General features: G+C 36.1%; 18 protein-coding genes. 5 read left to right on the top strand and 13 right to left on the bottom strand.

The annotated features are described in order from the left end of the window. The first annotated feature begins 98 nt into the window (after positions 1-98). On the top strand, positions 99-1,907 hold the full coding sequence (locus tag ACNFU2_RS02690; protein WP_418123591.1) for a TonB-dependent receptor plug domain-containing protein: 1,809 nt from the start codon (positions 99-101) through the stop codon (positions 1,905-1,907). 53 nt (positions 1,908-1,960) lie between these two features. Continuing rightward, positions 1,961-2,677, top strand: coding sequence for a DUF2490 domain-containing protein (locus ACNFU2_RS02695; RefSeq protein ID WP_418123593.1), 717 nt, complete (start codon positions 1,961-1,963; stop codon positions 2,675-2,677). Here the strand turns inward: ACNFU2_RS02695 and ACNFU2_RS02700 are convergent. The 10 genes from ACNFU2_RS02700 to ACNFU2_RS02745 form a co-directional block, all read right to left on the bottom strand. Beyond that, complete coding sequence (locus ACNFU2_RS02700) at positions 2,674-3,120, bottom strand: phosphohydrolase (RefSeq protein WP_172283136.1); 447 nt, start codon at positions 3,118-3,120, stop codon at positions 2,674-2,676. The two genes, ACNFU2_RS02695 and ACNFU2_RS02700, sit on opposite strands and share 4 nt — an antisense overlap. 79 nt (positions 3,121-3,199) lie before the next feature. Continuing rightward, the gene (locus ACNFU2_RS02705; RefSeq protein ID WP_273647878.1) at positions 3,200-3,535 is read right to left on the bottom strand and encodes a YegP family protein; all 336 of its coding nucleotides are present in this window, start codon (positions 3,533-3,535) and stop codon (positions 3,200-3,202) included. 112 nt (positions 3,536-3,647) lie between these two features. Next, positions 3,648-5,438 (bottom strand): acyl-CoA dehydrogenase family protein, encoded by a 1,791-nt coding sequence (locus tag ACNFU2_RS02710; RefSeq protein ID WP_172283132.1) that lies wholly within the window; start codon positions 5,436-5,438, stop codon positions 3,648-3,650. Positions 5,439-5,547: 109 nt separating this feature from the next. After that, entirely contained in the window at positions 5,548-6,726 is a 1,179-nt protein-coding gene (locus ACNFU2_RS02715) for a thiolase family protein (RefSeq protein WP_172283130.1), read from the bottom strand. 49 nt (positions 6,727-6,775) lie between these two features. Further along, positions 6,776-7,129, bottom strand: a complete 354-nt coding sequence (locus tag ACNFU2_RS02720) for a four helix bundle protein (RefSeq protein WP_273647880.1) — start codon at positions 7,127-7,129, stop codon at positions 6,776-6,778. A 39-nt stretch (positions 7,130-7,168) separates the two neighbouring features. Beyond that, positions 7,169-9,574: a 3-hydroxyacyl-CoA dehydrogenase NAD-binding domain-containing protein gene (locus tag ACNFU2_RS02725; RefSeq protein WP_418123597.1), complete on the bottom strand. Its 2,406-nt coding sequence runs from the start codon at positions 9,572-9,574 to the stop codon at positions 7,169-7,171. A gap of 62 nt (positions 9,575-9,636) precedes the next feature. After that, positions 9,637-10,086 carry a MarR family winged helix-turn-helix transcriptional regulator gene (locus ACNFU2_RS02730; RefSeq protein ID WP_418124934.1) on the bottom strand — a complete coding sequence of 150 codons (450 nt, stop codon included), beginning with the start codon at positions 10,084-10,086 and terminating at the stop codon, positions 9,637-9,639. Between the two features lie 164 nt (positions 10,087-10,250). Beyond that, positions 10,251-11,174 carry an ABC transporter ATP-binding protein gene (locus ACNFU2_RS02735; protein ID WP_418123599.1) on the bottom strand — a complete coding sequence of 308 codons (924 nt, stop codon included), beginning with the start codon at positions 11,172-11,174 and terminating at the stop codon, positions 10,251-10,253. Between the two features lie 345 nt (positions 11,175-11,519). After that, the gene (locus ACNFU2_RS02740) at positions 11,520-12,491 is read right to left on the bottom strand and encodes an iron chelate uptake ABC transporter family permease subunit (protein WP_418123600.1); all 972 of its coding nucleotides are present in this window, start codon (positions 12,489-12,491) and stop codon (positions 11,520-11,522) included. Positions 12,492-12,514: 23 nt separating this feature from the next. Next, a complete protein-coding gene (locus tag ACNFU2_RS02745; RefSeq protein WP_172283120.1) occupies positions 12,515-13,081 on the bottom strand; it encodes a TlpA family protein disulfide reductase in 567 nt (188 codons plus the stop codon). A gap of 29 nt (positions 13,082-13,110) precedes the next feature. On the opposite strand from ACNFU2_RS02745, the gene ACNFU2_RS02750 reads away from it, so the two are divergent. Together ACNFU2_RS02750 and ACNFU2_RS02755 are read left to right on the top strand one after the other, a co-directional pair. Further along, entirely contained in the window at positions 13,111-14,235 is a 1,125-nt protein-coding gene (locus tag ACNFU2_RS02750; RefSeq protein ID WP_418123603.1) for an iron-sulfur cluster-binding domain-containing protein, read from the top strand. Further along, positions 14,232-14,849 (top strand): SanA/YdcF family protein, encoded by a 618-nt coding sequence (locus ACNFU2_RS02755; RefSeq protein ID WP_418123605.1) that lies wholly within the window; start codon positions 14,232-14,234, stop codon positions 14,847-14,849. The genes ACNFU2_RS02750 and ACNFU2_RS02755 overlap by 4 nt, the downstream gene beginning before the upstream one ends. On the opposite strand, the gene ACNFU2_RS02760 is transcribed toward ACNFU2_RS02755, so the two are convergent. After that, positions 14,846-17,458 carry a BamA/TamA family outer membrane protein gene (locus ACNFU2_RS02760; protein WP_172283114.1) on the bottom strand — a complete coding sequence of 871 codons (2,613 nt, stop codon included), beginning with the start codon at positions 17,456-17,458 and terminating at the stop codon, positions 14,846-14,848. The genes ACNFU2_RS02755 and ACNFU2_RS02760 overlap by 4 nt on opposite strands. On the opposite strand from ACNFU2_RS02760, the gene ACNFU2_RS02765 reads away from it, so the two are divergent. Then, the gene (locus tag ACNFU2_RS02765) at positions 17,444-18,169 is read left to right on the top strand and encodes a TrmH family RNA methyltransferase (RefSeq protein WP_411246912.1); all 726 of its coding nucleotides are present in this window, start codon (positions 17,444-17,446) and stop codon (positions 18,167-18,169) included. The two genes, ACNFU2_RS02760 and ACNFU2_RS02765, sit on opposite strands and share 15 nt — an antisense overlap. A gap of 78 nt (positions 18,170-18,247) precedes the next feature. Here the strand turns inward: ACNFU2_RS02765 and ACNFU2_RS02770 are convergent, their stop codons facing one another. Continuing rightward, positions 18,248-18,745 (bottom strand): phosphoribosyl-ATP pyrophosphatase, encoded by a 498-nt coding sequence (locus ACNFU2_RS02770; protein ID WP_172283110.1) that lies wholly within the window; start codon positions 18,743-18,745, stop codon positions 18,248-18,250. Between the two features lie 3 nt (positions 18,746-18,748). After that, a complete protein-coding gene (locus tag ACNFU2_RS02775) occupies positions 18,749-19,057 on the bottom strand; it encodes a phage holin family protein (RefSeq protein ID WP_172283108.1) in 309 nt (102 codons plus the stop codon). Positions 19,058-19,068: the final 11 nt, after the last annotated feature.

The following is a 19,068-nucleotide window of genomic DNA, read 5'->3' on the forward strand; positions in this document are numbered from 1 at the left end:
TTTATATCAATTAAAGTATTATGATAATAATCATTTGTAAGTGTTGTTCAAGTCGTCTAATTTTGGAAATCTTAAAAAAATCTTAAATTAAGGATATAATGAAAAAGCTGGGAGCCTTTTTTTTTCTGGGAGCTATTGTAATGGGACAAGCACAGGAAAAAGCATCAGATATTGAAACGATAGAAGTTCAGGGAAAATTTATAGCTACTCCCTATAAGAGTGCCAATCAGAATATTACCATAATTTCAAGAGAAGAGATCGCAAATGCTGCGGCCAAAAGTATTGATGAAATTCTTCAGATGGTTCCTGGAATGGATATCAGAAGAAGAGGGGCCAATGGTGTACAGAGTGATGTAGGATTTCGTGGAAGCTCATTTGAACAAGTCCTTATACTATTAAACGGGATTCGGATGAATGATTCACAAACGGGGCACAATTCTTTAAATATTCCGGTGGATCTGGAAGATGTTGAGCGCATAGAAATTATTAAAGGTCCCGCAGCACGAAGGTTTGGCCAAAATGCCTATGCGGGTGTCATCAATATCATCACCAAAACAATTTTAGGTAAAAAGGTAAAAATAAGTGCGGAAGGCGGAGATTATGAGACCTATGGTTTCGGGTTGAATGCCCAATTGGGAAATGAAAAGTTTTCCAACTCCCTGCAAGCTAATTCATCCACTTCCCAAGGATATATGCATAATACGGATTATGAAATACGGAATGTGTTTTACCAGAGCAAATTAGGGATTAGAAATGGAGATATAAGACTTCAGGCAGGTTTTTCAGAAAAGAAATTCGGAGCCAATGGATTTTATTCATCACCGAAGGCTACAGAGCAGTATGAGGAGATGCAGGCTTCCATTATCAGTTTAGCCCACCAGCAAACTTTTGGGAAACTGAAACTTAATTCTAATGTATATTGGAGAAGGGGACAGGATATGTATTTATATAACCGGCAAAATCCTGCTCTGTACAGGAACATGCATATCGGAAATAATGTTGGAGGAGAAGTTAATTCAAGTTATACATGGGGATTGGGAACGACAGGGGTTGGTGTCGAACTGAGAAAAGAGTTTCTGGTGAGTAATAACCTTGGAGACAGAAACCGTTTTGTCACCCAGGTACTCTTTGAACATCACTTTTCATTGCTGGACAAAAAACTAAATATCAGTCCCGGAATTTCGTGGGCTAATTATTCCAAGGAAGGAAATTTCTTCTATCCTGGTCTGGATGTTGGTTATAATTTTGATTCCAATAACAAGGTCTATGCGAATGTGGCAAGAGTGCATAGGGTGCCAACATTTACAGATCTGTATTATATAAGTAAAACAGAGCAGGGAAACCCTGGTCTTTTGCCTGAGAATGCCGTTTCATCAGAAGTGGGATACCAATATCAGAATAAAATATTACTGGCGAAAATCAGTGGTTTTATGCGCAGTTCAAAGAATTCTATCGATTGGGTAAAGAAATCCTTGGAGGACCCTGTATGGTATGCTCAAAATGTAGGAGAAATTGATACGAAAGGGGTTGAGATAGAATTTAATCACAGATTATTCCCTTGGGTAAAATATTCTTTGGGGTATACGTACCTGGATACCGAATTTAAACAGTCTAATGATTTTGTTTCAAGATATGTTCTCGATAATCTGAAACATCAGTTGGTTGCCAAACTTGAGACAGGTTTCCTGCAACATTTCACTAATGAATTAGTATACCGTTATAATGACAGAGTGAATCTTGGCAGCTATAATTTATTGGACGAAAAAATTAGTTTCGTTAAAAAGGATTTCTCAGTCTATGTTCTGATTAATAATGTTACGAATACGAAATATACCGAAACCTTTGGTGTTCAGATGCCTAACAGATGGTTTCATATAGGATTTACCTACAATATTAATATTAAGTAAAGTTAATATTAACGAGTGGTTAATTAATTTTATTTTTGCAAAAATTTTTTCAGATGAAACTTTTCTTAGGTTTAAGTTTGCTATGTAGCATGGCATTTATAAAGGCACAAGAGCATATTTCAAGCTTTAATGCTGTAACCCTCACCTATAAATTTCATCCAAAATTTTTCTTGTATGCAGAAGGTCAGCTTCGAGGAAATGAAGATTATACTTATCCCGATTATTACGAAATAAAAGGAGGGCTGGGATATAATCTCACAAAAAACCACAAGCCGTTTATAGGCCTTGGAAGATATGTGAACTATAAAACCCAGAGCTTAAGCAGGGAGGAATTCAGGGTATGGCTCCAGGACGTTATCGACGTTAAGAAAGGGATTGTAAAATTTGAGAATCGTCTCCGCGCGGAGAAGAGCTGGTTTTACGAACCTAAAACAGATAAAACATCTCAAAGGATGCGTTATCGTTACCGTTTGAATGTAAGCGTACCTCTTAATGCGAAAACAATCGAAAAAGGAACTGTATTTGCCAATGCTTATGACGAAGTATTTTTTGTAAGCCCTATGAAACCTACATTTGCCCGAAACAGGGTTTACGGTGGATTCGGTTATCAGATTGACGAATATTTCGGTGTTTTATGTGGTTACCTCTGGCAAAGAGAATTCGATGCAACCGGGAACAAAAACCTTCATTTTATTTACTTAGCCCTGAACATTAATATCGATGGCACCGATCACCATACAAAAACTTATGAATTCCCGGGAGCGGATTAATATTTTTCGATCAGATAATGATATGCCTTAAGGTATTTATTAAATCTTTTAATGTCTTTAGGAGTAAGTTCCCTGTTTACTCTTCGTAAATCCATATTATCCCGCAGATCGTTTAATTTGACAGCTACAGCAAGGGGAGATCTTTCAGTTCGTTTTATGAAATCGTCATAGTCCTCTTCAGGATCGAACTTGGTAAGGCAACTAATGGCAAACAGGATATATTCCGGAAAGCCCTCATTTCGTAAAAAATCAAGACTAAACTCAGAAGGGTGATCTTCTACGACATCATGCAATACCCCTACGATTTTTTCATCCATTGTTTTTCCGTACTCCATAACACGCATTACATGGGCAATATAGGGTGCATGGTATTTATCGGTCTGCCCTTTATGCGCTTTATCAGCAATCTTTATGGCTCTGTGTAAAAGTTCTTCTTTAGTCATTTTTTTTGAAAAGATTCTGTGCAAAAATAGAAAATGCCTTAAATAAATAAGACATTTCTTTTAATTATTTTAAAATATTTTATCCCTGTGTTTCGTCTTCAACAGATGCAATGGGAGCGTTGTTTTTTACTGATTCTATGCCGTTCTCCATACCATTTTCAGATTCATACATCTGGCTGGTTCCAATAATCTGGCCATTCCCTGCTTTTAGATTAAAATAAGACTTTTCATTAGAAGAAGTTTTTCTTTCAAATTTAGAGTCGTCTCTAGAATTGATTCTCACGGATTCTATGCCGTTTTCACATCCTGATTTGGAGCTGTATCCCTGGCTTGTTAAGATTACCTGGCCGTTTCCTGCTTTCAGGTTGAATTGATAATCCCCGTTTGTTCTTGTAGAAATAATAAATTTTCCCATAATTTATTTGTTTTATGATTATGTTTCGGTTATTTAAAAGTAACAAAAATTTATAAAACAAAAAAGCACTTCAAAGTGAAGTGCTTTAACATCAAATTTATTTTAGAAAAGACTAATAATGTCCTTTTTCAATATAGTGTGCTGCAACTTTTTCAGTAAGAGCAACTATATTAGGATGATTAGTATATTTTGTAAATCTTCTTAATCCGGAAAGCATCATTCTTTGCTCATCTCCCTCAGCAAAAGAAACAATTCCTTCTTTAGCAGCAACGATGATTTTCTCAACTGCTTTGTAAAGGTTAAGCTGAGCCATAGCTGCTTCTACAGAATCAGGAGTAAAGTGCTTTTCAGCTCTTAAGATTGCAGATTCTGCCATGTAGATCTGATTAAGGATTTCTGAAGCATTTAGCAATAAGTGTTGCTGCTTTTCAATATCCATCATATATTTTTGAAGGGCAGCTCCTGAAACCATTAAGAATACTTTTTTAAGGTTTGCAATAATCGCTTTCTCCTCACTCATAAAGGCAGAATAATCCGGCACCTCAAATGAAGGGATACCCATTAATTCTTTACTGATTGCCATAGCAGGAGATAACAGGTCTAATTCACCCTTCATCGCTCTCTTGATCAGCATTCCTACAGCAAGTAATCTGTTGATCTCATTGGTGCCTTCATAGATTCTTGAAATTCTTGAATCTCTCCAAGCTGCCTCCATAGGAGTTTCCTCCGAGAATCCCATACCTCCGTATACCTGAATTCCTTCGTCAGCTGTATGTTGCGCCAGGTCAGATACGAAAACTTTAAGAATTGAACACTCTACAGCAAATTCTTCAACACCCTTTAATTCTGCAGCCTGATGATCTAATCCTCCCGCTACCAGTTCGTCAATCTTATCCTGAATATCTTTAGCCGCTCTGTACGAACCTGCCTCACTTACAAATATCCCTGTTGCCATCTCAGCAAGCTTCTTTCTGATCGCTCCGAAAGTTGAAATAGAAACACCAAACTGTTTTCTTTCGTTAGCATACTGGATAGAGTGGTTGGTAATTCTTCTCTGAGCATCAAGACAAGCTGCAGCTAATTTGATACGACCAACGTTCAATGCGTTCAAAGCAATTTTAAATCCGTTGTTTCTTTCTCCCAAAAGGTTTTCAACAGGAATTTTCATATCGTTAAAGAAAACCTGACGGGTAGAGGATGCACGGATCCCTAATTTATGCTCTTCTTCTCCGAAAGTTAAACTTTCAGGATTTTCAAGTTCAGAACGGTTGATTACAAAGCCTGTAATATTTTTATCATCATCGATCTTTGCAAACAGAGTGAAAGTATCGGCAAATCCAGCATTGGAAATCCACATCTTTTGTCCGTTGATGATATAATGTTTACCATCTTCAGATAATTTAGCTCTTGTTTTTCCTGAGTTGGCATCAGAACCTGCATCCGGCTCTGTTAAACAATAGGCTCCAAACTTAGTTCCTGTAGCCAGATCCGGAAGGTATTTTTTCTTTTGCTCTTCTGTACCGTAAAGAACAATTGGTAATGTTCCGATTCCGGTGTGCGCTCCGTATGCCGTAGCTAATGACCCGGTAACTCCCGAAATATAATCGCAGGCAAGCATGGTCGTTACAAAGCCCATTCCCAGTCCTCCATATTCCTCAGGAACAGCAATTCCAAGCATACCCATTTCACCAAGCTTACGCATTGTCTCTTCTGTGAATGCATAATCTTTCTTTTCGAAACGTTCCTTTTGCGGAACTACTTCTCTGTCAATAAATTCTTTCGCAGAATCACGAAGCATTTTTTGTTCCTCATTAAGTTCTTCAATAGAGAAGATCTCATTGGCAGGAATTTCTTTAATTAAAAACTCACCACCTTTTCGTGTTTTATTAAGTGTATCACTCATTGTTTTTTATTTTTTTAGATTAATTATTTGTATTAAAGTATTCATGTAATATGTATTTATGAAGTTTCCCTCATCATGAATACTTTTTACGTCAATACATCAATACATTTTATAGAAGTTCAAAAATACTTGCTGCTCCCTGTCCTGTTCCTACGCACATTGAAACCATACCGTATTTATTTCCGCGTTTTCTCATTTCATCCAGAAGCTGTACAGTAAGCTTTGTTCCGGTACATCCAAGAGGGTGCCCCAGAGCGATTGCTCCTCCGTTTACATTAAGGATATCAGGGTTTAGACCTAATTCTTTTTTGATGGCAACTGACTGGGAAGCGAAAGCTTCATTTAATTCAATTAATTCGATGTCTTTTAATTCAAGGCCTGCTTGTTTTAGTGCTTTTGGAATAGCATAGATAGGTCCCATTCCCATGATTCTAGGCTCAAGTCCTGCAGCGGCATAGGCAACAAGCCTTGCTTCCGGCTGTAAACCTAACTCTTTTACCATTTCCTCACTCATAACCATTACGAAAGCAGCTCCGTCACTCATCTGAGAAGAGTTTCCGGCTGTTACGCTTCCTCCGTTGGCGAATACAGGTCTTAGTTTGGCCAAACCTTCTAAAGAAGTATCTTTTCTTGGTCCTTCATCAACAGAAAAATCAAACTTTTTGGTTTGCATCTTCTGATTTTCATCCAAGAAATTATATTCTACAGGAAGGGGAACAATCTGATTGGCAAACTTACCTTCAGCATTAGCCTTTAAAGCTTTCATATGAGATTCAAAAGCAAACTGATCCTGTTCTTCTCTTGTGATCTTATATTGTTTTGCCACTTCTTCCGCAGTATAACCCATTCCCCAATAATAGTCAGGGTTTGTTTTGGCAATATCAGTTTCCGGAACCGGCTTGTATCCTCCCATAGGAATATAAGACATTGATTCAGTACCACCGGCAATAATACAATCCGCCATTCCAGCCTGAATTTTAGCTGAAGCAATAGCAATTGCCTCACTTCCTGATGCACAATATCTGTTTACAGTTACACCCGGAACTTTATCCGTATTCAATCCCATCAAAGAGATCAGACGCGCTACGTTTAAGCCCTGCTCAGCTTCAGGCATTGCATTTCCTACGATAAGGTCATCAATCCTGTTTTTATCCAATTGCGGAAGCTCAGCCATTAATTTTTCAATTACTGTAGCCGCCATTACATCCGGACGTGTAAAGCGAAGGGAACCTTTAGGCGCTTTACCCACCGCTGTCCTGTATCCTTTTACTATATATGCTTGTTTCATTTTTTTGTATTTAAGTATTAATGTAAAATGTATTAATGATCTAAAATGTTTAAGTATTAAATTTTTGCTTCAATTTGGCCAGCATATTTTGAATATGTTTAGTTTCTGAATAAATAATATCAAAATCATCATTTTTGAAAAACCCCAAATCATTAGCGATTAATATTTGTGTTTCGAATTCAAAGGATGATCCTAAGGCAATATTCAGGAAATGTGAAAACTGAGCATCTGTATCACGACCCGCACCTTCAGCAATATTTGAAGAAATTGAATAAAGACTTCTTCTTGATTGAGAGGTAAGTCCGAATATTTCATCTTTTGGAAAATCAAGCGTGGCCAGGTAAAAAATTTTACAAAGTTTCATTGATTTTGTCCAAACTTCTAGGTCTCTGAAATTGTGCATCGTTAATACATTAATACTTTTTACATTTTACAGAAAATTCTAATTCCTAAGTGGTTTTCCATTCTGCAACATGTACTGTATTCTTTCCAGGGTTTTTCTTTCTCCGCAAAGTTGAAGGAAAGTTTCTCTTTCAAGATTCAACAGGTATTGTTCGGTTACAACAGTTGGTTCGGAAAGATTCCCACCTACCATTACATTGGCCAGTTTATCTGCGATCTTCTTGTCGTGTTCAGAAATAAAGTTTCCGGTTAACATCTGGTCTGTTCCTACATAGAACATTCCCAATGCATCTTTTCCTAAAACTTTTACGCTTTGTTCAATAGGTTGTGTGTATCCTTGCTCTGCTAATAATTTTGCAATCTTTTTAGCCTCTGCAATTTGTCTGTTTTTACTTACGGAAACAATATCTTTTCCTTTTTCAAGGATTCCCATATCATAGGCTTCGTAGGCTGAAGTTGCTACTTTACCCATGGCAATGTTCATGAAAGCTTCGCGTAACCTGTTATTTTTCACATCATCGGTGTGAAATTCTCTTGAAGTTCTTAAAGTTAATTCTTTAGTACCACCACCACCAGGAATTACACCAACTCCGGTTTCTACCAGGCCGATATAAGTTTCCGCAGCAGCAACTACACGGTCAGCGTGCATGGTCATTTCGCAGCCGCCACCAAGAGTCATTCCATGAGGAGCCACTACGACAGGAATTGAAGAATAACGAACTCTCATCATTGATTTCTGGAAATAAGCTATAGCCATATTCAGATCATCCCAGTCCTGTTCGATAGCCATCATAAGGATCATAGCTAAATTGGCACCTACCGAGAAGTTGGTCCCCTGGTTACCGATTACAAGGCCATCGTATTCTTTTTCAGCTAAGTCGATCGCACGGTTAAGTCCGTCAAGAACTTCTCCGCCAAGAGAGTTCATCTTGGAGCGGATCTCAAAATTGATAATTCCGTCTCCCAGATCTTCAATAGCTGAGCCTGAATTGCTCCAAAGTGTTTTATTCTTTCTGATATTATCTAAAATAATGAAGGCATCCTGCCCCGGGATATTGTTGTAATTTCCTGAGCTTTTGTCATAATAGATACTTTGACCTTCATCATTAACTTTATAGAATGTTTGTCCTTTTTCCGCCAATTCTTTAGCCCAATCAGAAACCTCATAGCCTGCATCTTTCGCAAGTTCAATACCTTTTTGAATACCTACGGCATCCCAGATCTCAAACGGACCGTTTTCCCATCCGAAACCAGCTCTCATGGCATCATCAATTTTATAGATGTCATCAGAAATTTCCGGGACTTTATGAGATACGTAAGCGAATAACGCACCCAAAGATTTTCTGTATAATTCTCCTGCTTTATCTTTTCCGCCGATTAAAACCTTGAATCTGTCGATAGGTTTATCAATGGTTTTAGTAAGCTCAAGGGTAGGGAAAGATGATTTTCCCTGAAGTTCATATTCTAAAGTATCCAGATTTAATCCGTGAATTTCAGATTTTCCATCCGCATTCTTCACTTTCTTGTAAAATCCTTGCTGTGTTTTAGAGCCTAACCATTTATTATCCATCATTTTCTGGATATAATTGGGAAGCGCAAACACATCATTAAAGTCATTGGCTTCTGAACCACTTTGGCGTACACCGTTAGCTACCATAACCAGAGTATCCAAACCTACCACATCTGCTGTTCTGAAGGTTGCTGATTTTGGACGGCCGATCACCGGTCCTGTTAATTTATCTACATCGGAAACGGTAAGACCTAACTTCTGTACATTATGTAAAAGATCCATCATAGAAAATACCCCGATTCTATTGGCAATGAATGCCGGTGTATCTTTTGCCAAAACGGTAGTTTTACCCAAGAACTTAGCTCCGTAGTTCATATAGAAATCAACAATCTCAGGATCCGTATCATTGGTTGGGATAATCTCCAAAAGAGGAAGATAACGTACCGGGTTGAAGAAGTGGGTTCCTGCGAAATACTTCTTGAAGTCATCGCTTCTTCCTTCCGTTAATAAGTGGATAGGAATTCCCGATGTATTAGAAGAAATTAAAGTTCCTGGTTTCCTGAATTGTTCAATCTTTTCATAGACAGATTTTTTGATGTCCAGTCTTTCAACGACCACTTCAATAATCCAGTCTGTATTTTTTATTTTCTGTAAATCATCATCAAAATTTCCTACTTTGATTCTATCTGCAAATTTTGGAGAATAGAGTAGTGCAGGACTCGCTTTTTTAAGTTTTTCAAAGTTCTCTGCAGCAATTCTGTTTCTTACTGCTTTATCATCTTTGGTCAAACCTTTTTTTTGTTCTGCTTCAGTCAATTCAAAGGGAACAATATCCAAAAGCAAAACTTCCACACCAATATTGGCGAAGTGAGCTGCGATACCGCTTCCCATGATTCCTGAACCAAGAACCGTAACGTGTTTGATTCTTCTTTTCATCTGTAAACTATTTATTATTTATTTTTATTGGGTCAGACGTAACCTTTCGGTTGTATGTTAATTTATTTTCTGTTATTCAGATCGTTGGCAATTTTCATGATTTCATTCATCACTTCCTTAAAAACTTCCATTTTTTCCGGAGCAATTTTATCCATGACCCTTTTGTTGAAACTTAAGACCACTTCTTTTGAAAGATTTCTTGAGTTTAGCCCTTTGTCTGTAAGTTTTATGATAACCTCTCTTTTGTCGGTAGTGGTTTTCTCCTTATAGATATAGCCGTTATCTTCCAGAAGTTTTATAATTCTTGTAAGAGAAGTAGGCTCAATGGCCATCTTGGGTCCCAAATTTGTGCTTCTTGTCCCTTCCTTAGGATCTATTTTAAGAAGCGTGAGCGCCTGAACGGCTGTAGAATCGTGCTCCTGGGCAAGTTCTGTGAACATTTTGGATACAGCAAGCCAGGTTTGTTTTAGAACCAGATCTACATTTTCTATTTTTTCTTTGTTGTTATCCATCATTTTTGGTAATAGGTTTTTATCAAATTTAGTAAATATTATGCATGCATAGTATTTATTAACGTTAAAATTTGTTAACAATCTGATAGTAAATCGATTAAATTGTATGATTAGCATAATACTATGCATGCATAGTATGTGAAATAAATAATAAAAAGTACGTATTAATGAATGTTTCTGATGGAATCAATGATTTCTTCGAATGATTCACATTGATGTTTTGTGTTATGGTAATAAATTACCCAAAACTTGTTTTGAAACTCAAATTTAAAAGATAAGAGGTCTTTTTGAAAGTTTTTTTGAAGCAGTGAATACAGCATCTCCTTATAAATTGGAGGGGCAGAAATTTCCGGTGCGACAAAACTTTCGTTCACCTGAAATAAAGAAACGTTGGTCAGTTCATCGTGTTGGAGGAGGATATCTTCAACAATCCCTGAATACAAATGATTGTCTTTTACGTACCATATCTTATCAGCAAATTCTTTTGCCAGCCGCCAGTCATGGGAAGAAAAAAGGATAAGTTTGTTTTGTTCCTTTGCCAGCCTGCGTAATGTTTTAAGGATGATAATCTTATTTTTTTCATCAAGATGAGTGGTAGGCTCATCCAGAATAATAATAGGGGAGTTTTGTGTCAAAGCACGTCCAATAAATGCTTTCTGAAGATTTCCATCAGAGAGATTTTTCAGGAGTATATCCTTATACTGATTCAAATTCAGTTCACTGATGATATGTGAAACTTCATCTCTGTCCTCTTTTTTTAATTCAAAATAATATGGATAATAAATATATTTTCCTAACGAAATAAGATCTTCCACCGTATAGTTTTGTGGAATAACCGCCTTAGAAAAAACAATGGCAATATTCTCTGCAATTTCTTTAACAGACAGTTTCTTTATATTCTTACCATTTATTAAAATTTCTCCTTGTAATAGTGGTATCTGATGTAAAATTGATTTAATCAGAGTGGTTTTTCCTACACCATTGTTTCCAATCAACAAGCATACGTCTCCTAAATTCAAATGGGTATTAGTATTTGAAATCAGGGTGGTATTATAACCAATATGGGCTTGTTTGATTTGTAGATGCATTTTGAATTTTAATTCGTTAAATAGATCATTATTAAAAAGAGGATAACTGGCGTGATGCTAAAGATTAAATATAAAAATTTATTTTCTTTTACTTTGCATAAACTATAAATTGCCAAAGACAAAGAACCGATGAAGCATATTGGTAATGTAACCATAAAGTAGTGAAGGTGCCCCACTGAATATATCCAATGCAATTCTTTATCAAATCTCAATGTTTTAGAATATTTTAAAAAGGTAATGCCAGAAATAAATAGAAAGATGTTTATGACTATTAATCGTTTTAGTGACATTTTGTGTTTTTTATAATACTTTGTTTACATTTTTCCAAAATAATAGCGAAATTATTTAAATCTTATTCTGCTTCAAAAGCATCACAAGGATAACGGGGATTCCAAAAATAGAACTTATCACATTCAACGGAATCTGACTTTTCTCTGCAATAATTGAAAACAGTAACATCATCAGCATTCCCAGCATCATATTCAAGATCCACTGCTGCCATAGTTTTGCAGGATTGTAAATAAGTCTGCAAAAATGAGGAACAATAATGCCTATAAACAAAATAGGCCCCAAAAATGCCGTTATAGATGCTGATAGGAGCGAAGCGGCTATGATGATGAACAGCTTTAAATGATGCAAGTTTACTCCAAGGCTCTGTGCATAGGAGCTTCCCAAGGAATTTCCAATTAATGGTTTAATGGTTTTAAAAGACATATATAAGCCGATAATGACCAAGACAGATAATACAAGGATCTGGTTTCTGGTGACCATATTATTTGCGCCGAAAGACCATAGGATATAATTTTTCAGACTTTGATTTTCTGCATACAACTGAAGTAAAGAAACAATTGCTCCGGCCAGTGCGGAAACTAAAAACCCGAAGATAATAAGATAAGATTTGTCCTGAAATTTCTTAGAAATGGATAAAAGTACGATCATCAGGAAGAAACTGCCGATAATCGCTGATAAGCTCAGGAAACTGTTCTGGAGATAATCCGGAAGCAGAATATCATGTGAAAAGAAAATATAAAATGAAACAGATAAACTAGCTACGGAGGTAATACCTAATATATCCGGCCCTGCTAATGGATTTTGGAAATATTCCTGCATCAGAAACCCTGAAGTGGGAATGGAAATTCCGGCTAAAAGCATTACCAAAACCCTGTTGATACGAATGTCTGCAATCTGGCCGTTGGCTGAGCTATAAAAAAAATCCTTTAGGTTTAAACTTAAAAATCCTGTATTCAGATTAATAACCGCAGCTAGAATAATAGCGATTATAAATAAAAAACACAGGATTTTGAATTTTTTTGACATTTTCAGAAGTGATTCTGTACAATTTATTTTAAGAATGAATCGATCTTAGAGTTTAAAAGTTCTTCATTCATCATTCCAAGATATTCATCAGTTTTCGCTCCTTTTCTCATGTAAGTAAAAGGGATAGAACCACCGTCCCATTTTTTAAAATTTTTCGGAAAGAAATTCTCATCAAGCTTTTGGCCATCCAGTAAGATTATGTTTTTTGCAAGATCATTTTTTTCTGCAAAATCTTTAACTGCAGTACTCCAATCAGATTTTTTATCCAGATTAACAAAAGTAAACTTTACAGGTTTTCCTTTCAGTTCTTCCATTTTTTTTCTGAAATGTGGAATTTCCTGAATACATGGCCCACACCATGTGGCAAAGAAATTAGTAACATACAGTGTGTCATTATTTTTTGCCAGATAGTCCCCAATGTTTTCGGGAGAAATTTCTTTTGAAATATAAGCTGTATGATCAGCAGAAGTAGTATTTTCCGCAACAGCTACTGAATCCTGGGATATCCCTTTGTCATCAGTTTTTGAACTTTCTTTTTTACAACTGGTCAGCGCAAATATAACTAGGGTTGATAAAATGATCTTCTTCATAATTATTTTAGTATTTTTGATTTTGAAGTATGGAACAACAAATCTATAAAGGGAAACTCACAACGTTTCATTGGTTAAAAATAGCGAAAAAGGAAGAACTGACCAAAAATACTTTCTCCTTGGAATTTGAGATTCCCGGGAATTTACAGAAGAATTTTGAATTTGAAGCGGGTCAGTTTGTCAGTATTAAATTTCAGTACCATGGAAAAGATATCATCAATGATTATTCAATGACATCGGCTCCTTACGAGAAAAAAATTAGCCTGGGCATAAAAGTAAATTCTCCTATAGGAGCAACAGCAGAACTGTTTAAAAATTATAAGGTTGGAGATGAACTATTGGTAAGTGAACCGGGAGGTCGATTTACTTTAATATCTAAACCCAGTGAGTTCAGAACGATAGTCGGTTTTGCTGCAGGAATCGGGATAACCCCTGTGTTAAGCCATTTCAAAAATATTCTTCATAATGAGCCCAGAACGCGACTGTTTTTGTTTTTCGGAAATAAAAATTCTGACGGATTAATCTACCGGGATCTTTTGGATAATCTGGCCAGAACTTATGGGGACAGATTACAGATATTTTATTTCTTTTCGCAGGAAAAAACACCGGATCAGCTTTTTTATGGAAGGCTAGATGCGAAAAAGTTAAACCTTATTATCAATCAGATTTTGCACCTTGATGATACAGACGAAGAATCCACCATCTGGGATGCAGTAGATGAAGTTCTGATCTGTGGAAAAGGGGAGATGATAAAAACACTGGCCAATGCCTGCTACCATCATGGAATCCCGAAAAAAAATATTCATTTTGAACTTTTTGAAGAGTTTAATGATGATATTTATCCTATAGAAAAAGAGTTTCCGTTGATTGAAAATGTGGAAATCGATTTTAAAATATTGGGAAAAGACTACAGTACCCATCTTCCGGATAACAAGGATAAAATTCTGCAGCAATTGCTGGTTCAGAAATTTCCTGTTCCTTATTCCTGTAAATCCGGAATTTGCGGAAGTTGTGAATGTTATTTGGAAGAAGGAGAAGTTGAATTACTAGAGAATGAATATTTAACGGAAAAAGAAGAGTTGCAAGGGAAAATATTAGCATGCATGTCTATAGCAAAAACAAAGAAAATAAAGCTTAACTTTGATCTCATTTGAGAGCTGTAAAAAACATATTCAATCTTATTCTCACATCAATAGAAATTGGAATTCTAGTGATATGTTTGGCTAATGCCTGGGTGTTTGCCCTTACTAATGGGAGGACCTATACCAAAATATCAAAGATACCACCTCGTGAGGTCGCTCTGGTTTTAGGTACTTCACCTAAGATGAGATCCGGACTATCCAATCCTTATTTTACGAAAAGAATGGATGCTACTGCATTATTGTATCATCATGGGAAAATCCGTAAAATAATCGTAAGCGGTGAAAAAAGCAAAGGTTATAATGAACCGGCTGCGATGAAAAATTATCTTGTTTATCAGGAAGGAGTTCCTGAAGAAATCATTATTGAAGATCCGAAAGGCTTCAATACATATAAGAGTATTTTACGTTGTAAGGATGTGTACAAAAAAAATAATGTCATTATAGTATCTCAGGGATTCCATAACCTTCGGGCCCTATTTTTCGCAAGAAACAATAATATGAATGCACTGGGATTTGATGCACAGGATGTAAATAAACCAGAAAGCTACTACAGAAATCAGTTCAGGGAGATTTTCGCAAGAATGATCGCTGTAGTCTATTTCTTGTTGGGAATTTCTCCTGATTAGAAAGGATATCCAAACGCTACATTCAATGTAGGTTTAAAAGGCTGGAAATCTTTGAATCTCCATCTGTCACCGGTAGGTTTATTAGGATCATAGATTTTATACGCAAAATCAAGCCTTAAAGTGATGTATGCAATATTTACCCTTAATCCGAATCCACTACCGATACCCACCTGGCCTAAGAATTTATTGAATTTAAACTCATCGCCATATCCATCATTATAATCCCTGAGACTCCAGGTATTCCCAATATCGGTAAACAGCGCCCCTTCATACATATCGTTGAAAGGCAGACGATATTCAATATTTGTAGTAAGCTTTAAATTATCTGTCATATAAGTACGAACTCTTTCATCAATCTGAGAGTCAGCGGGACCTAAGCCTCCAAAAGCAACCCACGCCCGGATATCATTGGATCCCCCGTTGAAATAAGACCTGATAACCGGCATCGATGAAGAGTTTCCGTAAGGTATTCCTACTCCTACGAACTGACGAAGTACTAAAGTCTGATTCCCGTTAAACTTAAAGTACTTTCTTACGTCAATATCAAATTTTACAAACTGTGCATAAGGCACTCCAAAAATTGTTCTTTGAGGACTTGTGATTACACCTCCGCCATCATTTCTTTTTTGATTAAAAATGCTTAATATATTACCAGCCAGTTCTACCTTTCCATTAAAGTAGAAAGCGTTAGGATAATCCTTCTTACCGATTTCGTTATACACATAATTATAGATCATGGAAGAAATAAGAACATCCTGGGTTTGCCTGTCTTTATTGACAAGAATTCCTGTAAATGCAGTAAAAAGATCCGCACCTGCCTGATCTAAAGAATTACGGTAGGCATTATCGGTAACAATCTGTTGAGATACTTCATCTACTGAAAGCTGTCCGGATAAAAGCTTGGCTTTCGTTGCTGCACCTTGCGGGCTGTTTTGAAAGTAATTCTCGAATATTTCATCTTTTAGATCACGATCGTTTGTAAAGTAATCATAATAAGCCGATTTATTTTTTGTTAAACTTAACTGTGTATTAAAAAGGGTTAACCTGTGGGATACTTTATCATTAACCGTAGCGAGATAATTAAGGCCGGTATTGAAGTTAACTCTTCCTAAACCGATATTATTTTGTACAGTAGCCCCCAGAACAATTGATGATGTAGGGCTGTATCTTTTAGGAATCAATTTATAATAATCAAAAGGCAGTAAAAGTCTTGGGAAATTCAGGGAAGCCTGTGCTGATAATTCATAGGCTAATATCCGCTGACTGATATCTTTGGTGCTTCTGATAGAACCAAAAGTACCCGCCAGACTTGTCGAAAGGTTTTCTGCTCCTCTAAAAACATTTCGGGTAGTAAGGTCTATGGAGGGAGAAATCCCAAGATTTAATAACTGCGAATAATTGATATCCGTTCCTACTTTTAATTCATATTTCGGAAGCGGTTTAAGTATATATAATACATCAATAATACTATCATTCGGAGAGCCTTCACCTCCGTGTCTTAAAGAATCTTTTGCTTTCAGAATGCTAAAGTTATTCATAGACAGGAGATTCCTTTTGGTAAGGTCAAGCTTTTTCTGATCATAAATCTGTTTGTTTCCAACTATGATATTTCTCCATACGGAACGGGTTGTATATTTATTATCAACCTTATGGAACCGTATTCCTCTTAAGCTGTCTTTGGTTGTATTTTTACGGTATTCTGATGCTTCATTAACGATGGCTACGTCTATATTACCAATAGTTGCCCTTTTATAAGGAGTATCAATGGAATCTTTATGAATTTCAAGGGTGAGAGGAACCTGTTTTCTGCTTTTTAGTGAATCGGCGACAAAATAAATTTCATCATTGGCGCTATTGAATCTGTAATACCCATAATCCCTCATGATTTCATTAAGTCTGGTAACTTCTTTTTCAAGAACCGTTTGATCAAGTACCTGTCCGGATCTGATGAGGGTTCCGTTAATTTTCTGCTGGTAAAGATTATGAAGAACCGGATCCGGAATATTGTAATAATATTCTTTGATATAAGTAGGATCATTATGCGTAATGAAATACGTAACAGCCGCTTTTTTTGCTGCAGAATCTATTTTGGTTTTAAACTTTACTTCTGCATCCCAGTACCCTTTGTAGGTAAGTCGTTTTTCAATGGATTCGGCTCCTTTTTCCACTTTTGTTTGATCCAGGATAACAGGAGGTGAACCCCAGTTGTGGTATAACCTGTCTAATAAAAGGCTTTTTCCCACACTACTTTTCATATTGTATTTAATGAAGAGCGAATCCCTGAGCTTTTGCGTTCGCATTTCGCTAGGGTAGGTCATGTATTCATTAAGAATAGTGTCATATTTAGGATTGGCGGCGTTGTATAATAATAAGCCTAAAGGCATAAAAAGGAATTGCTTCTTATTGGGTTTTTGCTGAACATAACCCTTTAGCTCTCCATCAAATGGTTCTTTTTTATCAGTAAAAGTGAATGTATTCTTCGTAAGCAAATATTCGCCATCGGGAACTTTCTTTGTGGTGCTACAAGCATAAAGAAGAGTAACAAATGTTGCAAATGATATAATTTTATAATATTTTTGAGGAGAATTCTTATAATGCTTACAGCTCATACAATAAAAATTTTACAGTCTTTAGATAAAAAGAAGTTCCGACAAAAATACAATTTGTTTTTGGTTGAGGGTAATAAAATCATTTGTGAACTTCCCAATTCTAACTTTAAAATTAAAGAAATATTATCTACAGATCCAGAGAAAATTAAATTTTCTGACGTTCCTATTATCCATATATCTGAAAATGAGCTGAAAAAGATCAGTTTTCTTAAAACACCTAAAGATTCCGTTGCCGTTTGCTATATGAATTCTGAGAAAAAGATGGCAGACCCGGATATACAGATTGTATTGGATGGGATTCAGGATCCCGGAAATCTGGGAACTATAATCCGTTTAGCCGATTGGTTTGGGATAGAACAAATTATTTGCAGTGAAGATACAGTGGATTTTTATAATCCCAAAGTGATTCAGGCAAGTATGGGATCTTTTACAAGAGTGAATATGGTGTACTGTAATCTTACCGATTATCTTTCGAATACGGAGAATGTAAACATAGGAACCGATATGGAGGGAGAAAATATATACCAATTCGAGAAGCCTAAGAAACTAAACCTGATTTTAGGAAATGAAGGAAATGGAATGCGACCGGAAACGGAAAAGTTGCTTCATAAAAGTATTAGTATTCCTAGGTTTGGTACATCTCAGTCAACGGAAAGTCTTAATGTATCTATGGCAGCAGGAATTATATTGGGACAATTGTTTTCTAAATAGATTCCAAAAGTCAGAGGTTAGCTGGATTAAATTTTAAAGATAACCTTTAGCTAACTTCTAACCTCTGGTTTGTTATTTTTATATTAATTGCTCCATGCTGGACACACTTTTATTTTTCTGATAACTTTCAAGCTTTTTTCTGACAAATTTTAATGCAATTGGCGCAAGATAAATCATAGCCACACCAAGCAGTTTCTTTTTCCAATTAGAACTACGCATATTTTTCTTTGCATAGTTTCCAACAAGGGCAGTAGCACCTAACCTGATGATACCATCCAGTGCATTACCCTTGAGCGCTGAGCTTGCAATACCCATTGCTGTATTTTTGCTGATAAACATATCTTTCACCTCAGAAGTAAGCTGTTTAGCAATCACATCCTTTCTCAGGACTATTTTTTCATCACCGTCTTCATCTACTTTTTCCTGAAGATATTGATCCGTTAAACCATTGGTAAATGCGCTTAAACTTTCTTTTGTATTCTTGAATGTAAGAAGGTTTTCCAAATCATCAAGTTCTGCCTTCAGTAACTTCTTCTTTATTCTTAATTCTTTCAGACTTTCATAGTTTCTGCTCATAGTTTAATGATTTAAAAATTTAATAACCTGGTCCGCTACGGTATTTACAATTCTCTTTTTAAACAGAACAACAAGAATCATTATCAATAAGTAAAATGCAGCTACAATAAGGAATCCGTAGGAGTAGTTATCCAACGCTTTACCGATAAGAAATGCAATTCCAAAGTTGAAAAGAATAATAAAAAAAGCAAAAGCAACAAGCAATACGACCAGATAGGTAATCATACCTGCGGAGAGTGATGACTTTTCGGTAGCTTCTATTTTAAGTAGATCTATTCTCTTAGATGCATATTCTTTAAGAGTTTCTATCATCTGTTTTTCTT

Origin of the sequence: Chryseobacterium sp. PTM-20240506 (assembly GCF_048296755.1) — a bacterium.
Taxonomy (GTDB): domain Bacteria; phylum Bacteroidota; class Bacteroidia; order Flavobacteriales; family Weeksellaceae; genus Chryseobacterium; species Chryseobacterium proteolyticum.

Coding starts and splice junctions, on each gene's coding strand:
- ACNFU2_RS02695 (WP_418123593.1), top strand. CDS start 1,961: ATGAAACTTTTCTTAGGTTTAAGTTTGCTATGTAGCATGGCATTTATA.
- ACNFU2_RS02760 (WP_172283114.1), bottom strand. CDS start 17,458: ATGAGCTGTAAGCATTATAAGAATTCTCCTCAAAAATATTATAAAATT.
- ACNFU2_RS02710 (WP_172283132.1), bottom strand. CDS start 5,438: ATGAGTGATACACTTAATAAAACACGAAAAGGTGGTGAGTTTTTAATT.
- ACNFU2_RS02715 (WP_172283130.1), bottom strand. CDS start 6,726: ATGAAACAAGCATATATAGTAAAAGGATACAGGACAGCGGTGGGTAAA.
- ACNFU2_RS02700 (WP_172283136.1), bottom strand. CDS start 3,120: ATGACTAAAGAAGAACTTTTACACAGAGCCATAAAGATTGCTGATAAA.
- ACNFU2_RS02725 (WP_418123597.1), bottom strand. CDS start 9,574: ATGAAAAGAAGAATCAAACACGTTACGGTTCTTGGTTCAGGAATCATG.
- ACNFU2_RS02745 (WP_172283120.1), bottom strand. CDS start 13,081: ATGAAGAAGATCATTTTATCAACCCTAGTTATATTTGCGCTGACCAGT.
- ACNFU2_RS02740 (WP_418123600.1), bottom strand. CDS start 12,491: ATGTCAAAAAAATTCAAAATCCTGTGTTTTTTATTTATAATCGCTATT.
- ACNFU2_RS02775 (WP_172283108.1), bottom strand. CDS start 19,057: ATGATAGAAACTCTTAAAGAATATGCATCTAAGAGAATAGATCTACTT.
- ACNFU2_RS02735 (WP_418123599.1), bottom strand. CDS start 11,174: ATGCATCTACAAATCAAACAAGCCCATATTGGTTATAATACCACCCTG.
- ACNFU2_RS02730 (WP_418124934.1), bottom strand. CDS start 10,086: ATGGATAACAACAAAGAAAAAATAGAAAATGTAGATCTGGTTCTAAAA.
- ACNFU2_RS02690 (WP_418123591.1), top strand. CDS start 99: ATGAAAAAGCTGGGAGCCTTTTTTTTTCTGGGAGCTATTGTAATGGGA.
- ACNFU2_RS02750 (WP_418123603.1), top strand. CDS start 13,111: ATGGAACAACAAATCTATAAAGGGAAACTCACAACGTTTCATTGGTTA.
- ACNFU2_RS02720 (WP_273647880.1), bottom strand. CDS start 7,129: ATGCACAATTTCAGAGACCTAGAAGTTTGGACAAAATCAATGAAACTT.
- ACNFU2_RS02765 (WP_411246912.1), top strand. CDS start 17,444: ATGCTTACAGCTCATACAATAAAAATTTTACAGTCTTTAGATAAAAAG.
- ACNFU2_RS02770 (WP_172283110.1), bottom strand. CDS start 18,745: ATGAGCAGAAACTATGAAAGTCTGAAAGAATTAAGAATAAAGAAGAAG.
- ACNFU2_RS02705 (WP_273647878.1), bottom strand. CDS start 3,535: ATGGGAAAATTTATTATTTCTACAAGAACAAACGGGGATTATCAATTC.